At 48.0% G+C, this 11,696-nt stretch carries 10 protein-coding genes and 1 tRNA gene; 7 read left to right on the top strand and 4 right to left on the bottom strand.

Annotated features, from left to right (window positions below):
• Window positions 1-8: 8 nt before the first annotated feature.
• Together ACXAF9_RS02845 and rlmD are read right to left on the bottom strand one after the other, a co-directional pair.
• Window positions 9-656, bottom strand: coding sequence for an RluA family pseudouridine synthase (locus ACXAF9_RS02845; protein WP_475070094.1), 648 nt, complete (start codon window positions 654-656; stop codon window positions 9-11).
• The gene (gene rlmD / locus ACXAF9_RS02850) at window positions 653-1,984 is read right to left on the bottom strand and encodes a 23S rRNA (uracil(1939)-C(5))-methyltransferase RlmD (RefSeq protein ID WP_475070097.1); all 1,332 of its coding nucleotides are present in this window, start codon (window positions 1,982-1,984) and stop codon (window positions 653-655) included. Before rlmD ends, ACXAF9_RS02845 begins: the two co-directional genes overlap by 4 nt.
• A 130-nt stretch (window positions 1,985-2,114) precedes the next feature.
• Here rlmD and ACXAF9_RS02855 point away from each other — a divergent pair, with 130 nt between their 5' ends.
• Window positions 2,115-3,101 carry a glycosyl transferase family protein gene (locus ACXAF9_RS02855; protein WP_475070099.1) on the top strand — a complete coding sequence of 329 codons (987 nt, stop codon included), beginning with the start codon at window positions 2,115-2,117 and terminating at the stop codon, window positions 3,099-3,101.
• A 9-nt stretch (window positions 3,102-3,110) separates the two neighbouring features.
• Here the strand turns inward: ACXAF9_RS02855 and ACXAF9_RS02860 are convergent, their stop codons facing one another.
• Window positions 3,111-4,280 carry a cation:proton antiporter domain-containing protein gene (locus ACXAF9_RS02860; RefSeq protein WP_475070100.1) on the bottom strand — a complete coding sequence of 390 codons (1,170 nt, stop codon included), beginning with the start codon at window positions 4,278-4,280 and terminating at the stop codon, window positions 3,111-3,113.
• Window positions 4,281-4,436: 156 nt separating this feature from the next.
• On the opposite strand from ACXAF9_RS02860, the gene nfuA reads away from it, so the two are divergent.
• The 5 genes from nfuA (at window position 4,437) to ACXAF9_RS02885 (ending at window position 10,168) form a co-directional block, all read left to right on the top strand.
• Window positions 4,437-5,036, top strand: a complete 600-nt coding sequence (gene nfuA, locus ACXAF9_RS02865; RefSeq protein WP_475070102.1) for a Fe-S biogenesis protein NfuA — start codon at window positions 4,437-4,439, stop codon at window positions 5,034-5,036.
• 239 nt (window positions 5,037-5,275) lie between these two features.
• The gene (lon, locus tag ACXAF9_RS02870) at window positions 5,276-7,702 is read left to right on the top strand and encodes an endopeptidase La (RefSeq protein WP_475070104.1); all 2,427 of its coding nucleotides are present in this window, start codon (window positions 5,276-5,278) and stop codon (window positions 7,700-7,702) included.
• Between the two features lie 131 nt (window positions 7,703-7,833).
• The gene (locus tag ACXAF9_RS02875) at window positions 7,834-8,112 is read left to right on the top strand and encodes an HU family DNA-binding protein (RefSeq protein WP_475070327.1); all 279 of its coding nucleotides are present in this window, start codon (window positions 7,834-7,836) and stop codon (window positions 8,110-8,112) included.
• Between the two features lie 37 nt (window positions 8,113-8,149).
• Window positions 8,150-8,226 (top strand) — tRNA-Asp (locus ACXAF9_RS02880).
• A 64-nt stretch (window positions 8,227-8,290) separates the two neighbouring features.
• Window positions 8,291-10,168 carry a SurA N-terminal domain-containing protein gene (locus tag ACXAF9_RS02885; protein ID WP_475070107.1) on the top strand — a complete coding sequence of 626 codons (1,878 nt, stop codon included), beginning with the start codon at window positions 8,291-8,293 and terminating at the stop codon, window positions 10,166-10,168.
• Between the two features lie 173 nt (window positions 10,169-10,341).
• On the opposite strand, the gene ACXAF9_RS02890 is transcribed toward ACXAF9_RS02885, so the two are convergent.
• Window positions 10,342-10,524 carry an RSP_7527 family protein gene (locus ACXAF9_RS02890; RefSeq protein WP_475070110.1) on the bottom strand — a complete coding sequence of 61 codons (183 nt, stop codon included), beginning with the start codon at window positions 10,522-10,524 and terminating at the stop codon, window positions 10,342-10,344.
• A 134-nt stretch (window positions 10,525-10,658) separates the two neighbouring features.
• Here ACXAF9_RS02890 and gcvA point away from each other — a divergent pair, with 134 nt between their 5' ends.
• Complete coding sequence (gene gcvA, locus ACXAF9_RS02895) at window positions 10,659-11,567, top strand: transcriptional regulator GcvA (RefSeq protein WP_475070329.1); 909 nt, start codon at window positions 10,659-10,661, stop codon at window positions 11,565-11,567.
• Window positions 11,568-11,696 lie beyond the last annotated feature (129 nt).

Consider the following 11,696-nt stretch of genomic DNA (forward strand, 5'->3'; position numbering starts at 1 on the left):
CCGACGGATTAAAAGGGAGGTGTTTCTTTAAAGCAAAGCCACTCTTCACTTATTGGGTGGGAAAAGCCCAGTTCTTTAGCGTGCAATAAGAGACGATCTGAGGCTTCCTTGCTTTCAGGCTCAGCATAAAACTCATCCCCTAAAATGGTGTGCCCAATGGCTTGTAGGTGTACTCGCAATTGATGAGAACGCCCCGTTACTGGGGTTAAATCGATTCGAGAAGCTGAGATAGGGTAGTGATGGATAGGCTCCATGACTGACCAGTGCGTTAAAGCCGGTTTGCCTTGCTTAAAATCGACCATCTGCAAAGGCCTATTTTCCCAATCGCACCGTAACGGGAGCTCAATACTCCCCTGAGTCTCATCCGGTTGACCTGCAACAATGGCCTCGTAGCGTTTTTGGGTTTTGCGATCCTGAAATTGAATGCTTAGGTGTTTATGGCTTTGGGCGGTTAACCCAACCACCATCAACCCCGATGTTGCGTAATCCAGTCGGTGAACAATACGCGCTGTGTGAAAGCCTTGATCATGCAGGCGGCTGATCAAACAATCTTGCTTTTCAGGGCCTTTACCGGGCACCGAGAGTACATTAGACGGTTTGGACACGACTAAGATGTGCTCATCTTCAAAAACAACAGGGATAGTGGACTGACTCATTTTTCGAACAGTGCAATGGATTCGATGTGGCTGGTGTGAGGAAACATATCCATCACGGTAAATTTGCTCAGTGTGTAGCCTTTCTCTTTTAATACCTTGGCATCACGGGCCAGTGCCGATGGCTCACATGAGACATACAGTATCTTTTCAGCAAAAGGACTTAATGCTTGAACCAGCTCAAACGCGCCGGCACGCGGTGGGTCTAGTACCAGCTTGTTGGCTTTTTGGTTAAACCATTCATGTTGCTCTGGCGGCTGGGTCAGGTCGGCACAGTAAAAAGTACAGTTATCGAGTTGGTTAAGCTGGGCGTTCTGTGTGGCTCTTTTAACCATCAGCTCGCCGCCTTCAACACCGATCACTTGGCCCGCGTGTTGGGCTAAGGGGAGTGAAAAGTTACCGAGCCCGCAGAACAAATCAAGAATGACATCGTTCTGGTTTGGCGATAGCCACTCAATGGCTTTTTGAATCATCTGCTCATTAATGTGCGGGTTGATCTGGACGAAATCCCCAAGCTCACAAGCCAAGGTTAAGCCGGATTCGGTCAGATGCGCTTGGCGTTCTGAGTGGATAAAAAGATCACCATGATCACCAGTAACGCGAAGGGTGATTTTATTCGCTTTAGCAAACGCAGTGAGTTGTTCTGTATCCTCATCCTTCAAGCGACCTTTACAGCGCAGGCCGACTAGCAGGGTATCACTGCTTTGTAAGCATTCCATCTGCGTAAAGCGCTTGGGGTTATCAAGCTCAGCGATGCAGTCACGCAGTGGGGCGATCAGATCGCTGATGGAGCTGATCAATACTGGGCAGCGATCGATGGCCGTTAACTTGTTGGACTGGGCTCGACGGAATCCCGTTATTACTTCACCACTTCGTTGTAGAACATTGATGCCTACCCTTGCCGCACGTCGGTATTCCTGGGTAGGGGATTGCAACGGCGCCTCAATGCTACTGGGTACAATCTCGGACATGCGGCTCAGTTGGTTCAGTACATTATCCAGTTTGTATTCAAGCTGTTTTTCGCTGCTCAAGTGTTGTAGCTGACAGCCGCCGCACTCATTAAAAGAGGGGCAGAAGGGCGTCAGTCGGTCATCAGAGGCTTCGTTGATGGCTGTGGCGGTGGCCTCATCGTAACGCTTGTGCTGTTTATCGATACGGGCCGTGACGCGTTCACCTGGCAATGCTCCGTCGACAAAAACCGTTTTACCGTCGCGTTTTGCGACGCCGCGCCCTTCCTGACTCATACGTTCGATGGTGAGCTCTATTGGCTCATCAGGTAGGGTTTGACGTGCGGCCTTCGGTCGGCCAAAGCGGATTTGACGGTTTTTCATACAGACTCCTCAGAATTGGCGCGGATCATACCATTAATAGTGTAGGCAATCAGCTCAAGATCATGCCTGAATCTGGCTCTTGGGGATGGCAATCCGGTACTATAGAGCGATCTGTAAGGAGGATCTCATCGTGTCAGAACACCCGTTTGCGCCCTATGTTCGAATTCTAGGTAAAGGTAAAAAAGGTTCTCGCTCGTTAACCGAGCAAGAGGCTTATGAATCGATGAGTATGATTTTGACCGATCAGGTCCGCCCAGAGCAGCTCGGTGCTTTTTTAATGCTGCTAAGGGTCAAGGAGGAGTCGCCGGAGGAGTTGACCGGCTTTGTGAAAGCGGCGCGTGAACACTCACATGCACCGTCCGATCGCGTACATGTCGATCTGGATTGGTCCTCCTATGCGGGTAAAAAACGCCAGTTACCTTGGTACCTGTTGGCGGCTTTAACGTTAGCTCAGTCAGGCACTCGTGTGTTCATGCACGGTTCGCGTGGTCATACGGCGGGGCGCTTGTACACCGAGGACATGCTATCCCAATTCAACATTCCAGTCTGTCAGGGTTGGCAGCAGGTTGAAACGAGTCTCGATCAACATGCGTTTGCATTTATGTCGATCAATCACTTGGTACCACGCTTGGGCGAAATCATTCAGCTGCGCAATATTTTGGGGTTGCGTTCACCTGTCCATACCTTATGCCGCTTGATCAATCCGTTAGGCGCTCATCATACGGTTGATGGGGTATTTCATCCGGCTTATGCGCCGATGCACCAAAAGGCCAGTCAGTTACTGGGCGTAGAACAGAGCCTAACCATTCGTGGCGATGGGGGGGAAGCCGAACTTAAGCCTGATACTTCCTGCGAGGTCCGTTGGATTAAGCAAGGTGAATTATCGGATGAAGAGTGGCCCCGTATTTATCCGCGTCGTTTGGTGCGTGATGAAAACCTTGACCCTAGCGTGCTGCGCTCTGTATGGCGGGGTGAGTCTTCTCATGAATACGGTGAAGGGGCTGTCATTACGACCGTTGCTGCGATTCTTGTCTTACTGCAAAAAGCCGATTCCCACGAATCCGTGGTAAACCAGGCAACCGCCCTTTGGGAAGGTCGCGATAAAACGGCGTTTTAGTCGTCTTGGTTAATCCCGTCTCAGTTTGTCAGAGATGGCAATCGGAGACGGGTAGTTCAAAATAACAATGTAGGTCGAGATCAAGAAGGTCAGGATTGCCGTTGCTTGAATCACGTGCGAGGCCGTTTGGCCGATTAAAGCGCTCCCCGCCGCAAGATAAGCAATAAGCAATGAAAACTCACTGATCTGACCTAAGCGGAAGCCTACCTCCCACGAGAGTTGATCTCCTTCTTTGATGCGGTTTAATAGCCAGCGGAAAATCACCGGTTTTAATGTGATTACTAGCGCGGCAAAGACCAGTGCTGGCAGCAGAATCTCACCAATCAGGTTTAGATTGAAGCTTGCGCCTACCGAGAAGAAAAACAGAATCAAAAAGAAGTCGCGTAACGGTTTTAAGTTAGTCGCAATAAACTGAGAAATGGGGCTGGATGCCAAAGTGACGCCCGCCACAAACGCGCCCATCTCAGCTGAGAGACCAATAAACTGGGCGGTTTCGGCCAACCCTAAGCACCAGCCCAGCGCCAACAAGAAGATATACTCGTGAAAACGATCGAAGCGGGCGATCAGCGGCAAAATAACAAACCGTACTAAGGCAAATGCACCTGCGGTCAGTATGGGTAGTGCGATCAAGGGCTTGATATAGACCATGGCTGACATTTCTTGAGATTGTGCACTATAAAGAATCAGTAAAACGATGATAGCGATCACATCCTGAAGTAACAAAAGGCCAACAACCAGCTCTCCGGTCCTTCGATGGTGTAAAACGGTGGTGGGTAGCAACTTTATTCCGATGATGGTACTTGAAAACATCAAAGCTGCACCCATGATCAGGGACTCTATGAGCGTAAAGCCAAACGCTAAGCCCGTGCTGGTACCTAAGAGCAAGAATAAGAGGGAGCTTCCGACGGCCACGGAGGTTGCTTTTTTAAGCATCTGAATCAGATGCGCAGGCTGCATGTCGAGGCCAAGTAAAAATAGCAAAAAGATGATCCCGACATGGGATATATCGGACAGCAATTGGGTATCGGTGACCAGTTTGAAGCCGTAAGGGCCAAACAGGGCGCCAAGGACAATGTACGCGATCAACAATGGTTGGCGTGTATATAAGGCAAAAGAGGCTAAAACGGCCGCGCCGGAAAAGATTAAAAAGAAGGAGAATACAACTGAGTGGTCCGTCATAGTGCGCCTCCATGTGGAATTAAACCCAGTGTATCAGAGTGTTAGCGTAATTGTTACGCGATTGGCAGAAGAGTGTTGAATAGCCGATCAATTTACTGGGTCATTAAATCCGTGTATTCTCGAAAATGATAAAGAACCGTTAGATAGGTAGCCAATATGTCGAAAATTATGACCGTTACTCCAGGTGCTGAAGAGTATTTAGCTGAGCTTCTGGAAAAACAAAATGTACCCGGTATCGCGGTTCGTATGTTTGTTACTCAGCCTGGTACTCCCTACGCAGAAACCTGCTTGGCGTATTGCCGACCTGATGAAATCAACGAAGATGATGAGATCATGGAGATGACTCAGCTGCGTTTTTACCTAGAGCGCAACAGCTTGCCTTACCTAGAAGAGGCCATCGTTGATTACGCTAAGGATCGCATGGGTGGTCAGCTGACCATTAAAGCCCCAAACGCTAAAGTACCTAAAGTCTCTGCGGACAGCCCTCTAGAAGAGCAGATCAACTACATTTTGTACTCCGAAATTAACCCAGGTCTTGCATCACACGGCGGTGAGGTTAAGTTGATCGAGTTGATCGAAAAAGAGGAAGGTCATGTGGCCATTCTTCAGTTCGGTGGCGGTTGCCAAGGCTGCAGTGCGGTTGACCTGACGCTCAAAGATGGCGTAGAAAAAACCTTAATCGAGCGCATCCCCGCGCTGGTGGGTGTTCGCGATGTAACGGATCATACCGTTACCGATAACGCTTACTACAAATAAAAACCTACCTACGCACCCAAGTTGTGAGCACGTTTGGGTGCGCTTTCAAATTGCTAACTGACCATTGTGTTGCTATAACTCGAAGTGTCGGACTGTCATCAGACCCCATTTTCTCAAGGCCTTGGCTTGTATTTTTTGAACTGAGTCCCCATAGAAGTATCTGACGTTATGTCCCTTTATTTTTTCGCGTTCGGTTCTCGTTTGTTTTCCGGGCGCCCTGCAGAGAGGCACAATCCAATATGGATAATCTTGAAGCTAACACCGATACCTTGAATGTAGAGCTTCCCGTTCTGCCGTTACGCGATGTGGTTGTATACCCGCATATGGTAATTCCTTTGTTCGTTGGCCGTGAAAAGTCCATCGAGGCGCTTGAAGCGGCAATGGAAGGGGATAAAGAGATTTTATTGATTGCGCAGAAAAACGCGTCCGACGATGAGCCTGTTGCTGATGACCTATTCCAAGTAGGTACGGTTGCTAGCGTACTGCAAATGTTAAAACTACCAGACGGTACCGTTAAAGTGCTGGTAGAGGGTGATTACCGAGCTAAAATTGAAGAGCTTGATGATTCAGATACGTTCTTCAAAGCCCGTGTCAGCGGCTTACCCGTTGAAAAACTCAGCGAAGCCGAAGGTGATGTCTATAAGCGCACCGCGCTTGAGCAGTTTGATCGATTCATCCAGATCAACAAAAAAATCCCATCTGAAGTATTAACCTCATTGCAAAGCATCGATGACATTGGCCGCTTGGCGGATACCATCGCTGCGCACATGTCACTCAAGCTTGATGAAAAGCAAAGCATTCTTGAAATGCTGGATAACCGTAAGCGTTTAGAGCATCTGATGTCGCTGATGGAAGCGGAGATCGACCTCGTTGAAGTTGAGAAGCGCATCCGTGGTCGTGTTAAGAAGCAGATGGAGAAGAGCCAGCGCGAGTATTATCTGAATGAGCAAATGAAAGCGATTCAGAAAGAGCTGGGCGATCTAGACGAGAACGGCGCAAGTGATATTGAAGATCTTAAAAATCGCATAGATTCAGCGGGCATGCCCAAAGAAGCGCATGACAAAACAATCGCTGAGTTTAATAAGCTGAAGATGATGTCGCCGATGTCAGCTGAAGCGACGGTGGTTCGCGGTTACATCGATTGGATGCTGCAAATTCCATGGACGAAGCGCTCTAAAGTGCGCCATAACATGAAACAAGCGGAAGAGATCTTAAACGAAGATCACTTCGGTTTGGATGAAGTGAAAGAGCGCATCCTTGAGTACTTGGCCGTTCAGAAACGCGTTAAAAAGATCAAAGGCCCAATCCTTTGCTTGGTAGGTCCTCCTGGTGTGGGTAAGACCTCTCTTGGTCGTTCGATCGCACGTGCGACGAATCGTAAGTACATCCGTATGGCCTTGGGTGGTGTGCGTGATGAAGCTGAAATTCGTGGTCACCGTCGTACCTACATCGGTTCGATGCCGGGTAAATTAATCCAGAAAATGTCCAAAGTCGGTGTTAAAAACCCACTCTTCTTGCTGGATGAGATCGACAAAATGGGCATGGATCATCGCGGTGATCCGGCATCCGCACTGCTTGAGGTACTGGACCCAGAGCAAAACTCAACGTTCAACGACCACTACTTAGAGGTCGATTACGATCTTTCTGATGTGATGTTCGTGTGTACCTCAAACTCGATGAACATTCCTGGCCCGTTATTGGACCGTATGGAGATCATCCGTATTCCGGGTTACACCGAAGGTGAAAAATTAAATATTGCTCGCAAGTATCTGATTCCTAAGCAAATTGCTCAGAATGGGTTGAAGCCAAAAGAGATCGATATTACAGACGAAGCCGTCCTTGGTCTGATTCGTTACTACACCCGTGAAGCCGGTGTTCGTGGTCTTGAGCGAGAAGTAGCAAAAATCTGCCGTAAGGTTGTGAAAGATATCTCTCTGGAGAAGCGTGCTATCCCAGTTGTGGTATCTGAAGCGGATCTTGAAGAGTTAAGCGGGATTGAAAAACACAAGTTTGGTTTGGCCGAAGAGAAAGACCAGATTGGTCAGGTCACGGGGCTTGCATGGACTCAAGTGGGTGGCGATATCCTCTCCATCGAGTCAACGGTTGTACCGGGCAAAGGTCGTCAGGTCACGACGGGTAGCTTGGGCGATGTCATGAAAGAGTCCATCCAAGCGGCGTTAACCGTTGTGCGTAGTCGCTCTAAGTCGTTGGGTATCCGATCCGACTTCCATGAGAAGAACGACGTCCATATCCACGTACCAGAAGGTGCAACACCAAAAGACGGCCCAAGTGCGGGTATCGGTATGTGTACGGCATTGGTGTCGGCGCTGACGAACATCCCCGTACGTGCCGATGTGGCTATGACCGGTGAAATTACTTTGCGCGGTCAGGTATTGCCAATTGGCGGACTTAAAGAGAAACTATTGGCAGCCCATCGCGGTGGTATCAAAACCGTGATCATCCCAGATGAAAATCAGCGCGATCTCAAAGAGATTCCTGATAACATCAAAGCGGATTTGGAAATCAAAGCGGTCAAATGGATTGATGAAGTTTTGGAAATTGCCTTGACTTATCAGCCAAAACCACTTCCGGAAGAGGCAGAAGAGGCCGTTTCTTCCGAAAAAAAATCAGCTCAATCCGGCTCGGAGCAAATTAACACGCATTAAGCTGAAACATAGGCAGAATCAGGGGTTTGTCGCTTGACACCCCTTTCTGCCAGTTGGTATAAAGTGCGGGTTATTTGTGCTGGGCATGGACTACAGAACATAAAAAATCTCTAGACTCGATAAAGGGGAACATCGTGAATAAGTCTGAACTGATCGACGCAATTGCAGCTTCTGCCGACATCCCAAAAGCAGCTGCAGGTCGTGCATTAGACGGTGCACTAGAAGCTATTAGCACTGCGTTGCAAAAAGGTGAATCAGTAGCATTAGTTGGTTTTGGTACTTTTTCTGTTAAAGAACGTGCTGCACGTACTGGCCGCAACCCACAAACAGGTAAGCCAATCGAAATTTCGGCAGCGACTCTGCCAACTTTCAAACCTGGTAAAGCGCTGAAAGACGCGGTCAACAAGTAATTCTGGGTGCGATAATTAATCGCTTCCCAAACACTCAGGAGCGGTAGTTCAGTTGGTTAGAATACCTGCCTGTCACGCAGGGGGTCGCGGGTTCGAGTCCCGTCCGTTCCGCCAATGATTAAAAGGGCGCATTCAGGGAATGCGCCTTTTTTTTGAATATATGGAAGTCAGGTGAAACATGCTCCAATCGATGCGAGATAATTCTCAGGGTATTGTTGCCAAAATTATTGTCGGTTTAATCATTGTCACGTTTGCGTTATTTGGTGTTGAGTCCCTCGTAAGCCTAACCGGTGGATCGGACGCGCCTGCTACCGTCAACGGCCAAGAGATCACTCAGCAAGAGCTTTATCAAGCAACTCAAATTCAACGACGTCAAATTCTTGAGCAGATGGGCGAAAACGTCGATCCGACTCAGCTGGATGACAACCTTATTTCCGGTATGGTTCTGGAAGGGTTAATTCAGCAAACCGCTTTGCTGCAATCGGCAGAAGATCAAGGCATGTATGTCTCTGATCAAATGTTGGATCAGATGATTGTTACGCAGCCTTCTTTCCAAACCGATGGCACGTTTAACCCTGATCAATTCAAAGCCGTTTTACGCTCAGTTGGCTACACGCCGATCACATACCGCGAAATGCTGCGTAAAGAGCAAACTCTGAACCAAGCGTCGGCTGGCTTTGAGCTGTCTTCATTTGTTGTTCCGGCTCAAATTGACCAGTTAGCTAGCATTGAATCGCAAACGCGTTCTGGTCAATACGTCATCTTTGATCAAGATATGGCGGCAGCATTGCAGTCCATCACCCCAGAGCAAGTTCAAGCGCGATACGATCAAGAGAAAGATAACCTGATGACGCCAGAGCAGGTGGTTGTTCAGTACTTGTTACTCGACAAAGCCACTATGCGCGACACTGTTGAAGTGACCGAAGAACAACTTCAATCGGCCTATCAGCAGTATCAAGCAAGCTTTACACCGGATGATCAATACCATGTGGCTCACATTCTGGTCGAGATCTCTAACGAAGTCTCTGACGATCAAGCGCGCGAAAAAGCCCAAACACTGAAATCTGAGATTGACTCGGGTGCTGATTTTGCTCAAGTGGCAAAAGATAACTCCGATGACATCGGTTCTGCTCAACAAGGCGGTGACTTAGGTGAAGTAAAAGCGGATGTCTTTACGGAGCCTTTCACCAATGCGCTAACCGCGTTAGAGGTTGGTCAGGTATCAGAACCTGTTCGAACTGAGTTTGGTTACCATCTGATCAAGCTGATTGATAAGTCTAAATCGACAGCTGAACCGTTTGTGATGGTGAAAGAGCAGCTAGAGAGTGATTTGATCAAGCAATCGGTGAATGAAGAATACGTAACGGCGCTTGAGCAGCTAAAAGACAGCTCTTTCTCGGCCGGTGATCTAGCAGAGCCTTCAGAGCTTTTAGGTTTGCCTATTCAGACCAGCGAAGCGTTTGACCGCGTGGGTGGTGATGACCCTGTGACCAGCAACGCTAAAGTGGTTGAGGCGGCGTTCTCATCTGATGTGTTGAACGATGGCTTAAACAGCAATGTGATCGATCTTAACGATGACCAAGCTGTTGTTGTGCGTGTCAAAGATCACTTTGAGCCTAAAGCTCAAACGTTAGAAGAGGTCGAAGCGGATCTTCGTGCTCAGTTAGCACAGGAAGCGGCCGAAAGCGCTTTAAATGAAAAAGTCTCTCTTAAGCTTGCAGCCATCAAAGAAGGCCAGTCGATCAACGACGTTGCCGAAGGCAAAACTGTTGAGTTCTTTGAAAACTTAAGCCGCTCTGCAGGTCAGTTGCCTGAGCCTGTGGCCGATACTGCGTTTGCACTGGCGCATCCGCAATCAAGTCCTGTCTATGGGCAAGCCCAAATGGGGAATGGCTCTATTGCCATTGTCGAGCTGACAGCGGTTCAAGAAGGTACGGAAGCGGAGCAAGCACCGATTAAAGAGATGCTGGCGCCTTACCTATCCGGTGCCAAAGGTAAGCTGGATTACCAAATGGTATCTGAGTCCGTTAAAGAACGTGCTGAAATTGAGCGTTAATCTTTAACCGAGTTCTATCAAAACGCACTTTCGGGTGCGTTTTTTTATGCCTGGCGGTTGGCGCGCAGAATAAGTAGGTAGAACATAAATGACAGGCAAAGAAAAGGGGCCATATGGCCCCATAAACGCGGTATGTACGCTTTGCTACTTTTTATCGTTGAAAGCGTCTTAGATCAGTGGTGAGCCGGTTTTGCTACGGTTACTTCCGGTAATTTAATGTGGAACAGTTTAGCTAATTTTACTTTGGCAGCCTGAACCAGCTCTGCATGGTATTCACGGCGCATTTCGTAAGCGCGGTCGATGTAGTATTGAGTATCAATGTTGCCGTTGCTGTCTAATTGAATATCTTCGTTCATGTTGTCACCTGTATGCGTTTATGGGGTGAAAATGTGTTTCACTTTGATGCTTATACTAAGGTTGTAGATGTCCATAGACAAACGATCAATTCTCAGTAGAATGATGAGAAAAACTAAACAAAGAGGATGCCGCTATCCGACGCTTACCCCCCCTTAACTCAATACGTGTCTTTGAGGCTGCTGCCCGTAACGAGAGCTTTGCTGCTGCGGCCGAAGAGCTTTACATCACCGCATCTGCGGTCAGCCACCAAATAAAGTCGCTTGAACAGTATTTAGGTCTCATGTTGTTTCGCCGTAATAAGCGCAAAGTGGAGCTCACCCCGGTCGGGCATCAGTACTTGGTGTCGGTGAAGCATGCTCTGGATGAGATAGAAGTCGCAACCCAGCGCATTACCACAAGTTCTGGTAACGATGTGGTCACCATCAGCGTTGCGCCAAATTTCTTAACCCGCTGGTTGATGCCAAGAATGAGCCGCTTCCAAGAGCGCTATCCCGATGTGGAGTTACAAATCAGCGCGTCAACTGGACTCATCGATTTTAATAAATCCGCTACCGATATGGCGGTTTACTTTGGTCATGGCGATTGGCATGACATTGAAGTGCATTTCCTTCGAAATGTGTTTCTAGTACCGGTGTGCGCCCCAAGCTTAATGAGCAGTTCTAGGCCACTTATTCAGCCTGCTGATCTTCGTCGCCATACGCTCATTCATGTCAGTAAACGCCTTTACGAGTGGCCTGAGTGGCTTCAATTAGCGGGGTTAGAGTACACGGGCTTTAGCCGAGGTTTACAGCTATCGAGTGGTCAGTTGGCAACGGCGGCTGCACAAGAGGGGCTGGGGGTCGCTTTGGCAGACAGTACCTTGACCAGCCGCGAGATCGAGCAGGGTAAATTAGTCATGCCTTTTGATTTGATGCTCGATACACATAAATCTTTTTATTTGGTGTATCAAAAAAATCGTTTATTAACCTACGGTATGCAGGCATTTAAAGATTGGGTAATTGAAGAGATGCAAGAAATACCGTTAGCAAATGATAACACTTAATAAGATTGGTTATTTTTTGCTCAATAATTTAAGGAGTTATATCTATTCTATGTTGTTCATTTTCGGTTAATTTAATGTCAGTTTAATTTACATAATATTTTTATAATCGGTTTTTTTATTAAGTGTTTA

The sequence above is a fragment of the Neptunomonas sp. ABH4_499 genome, from assembly GCF_056160565.1.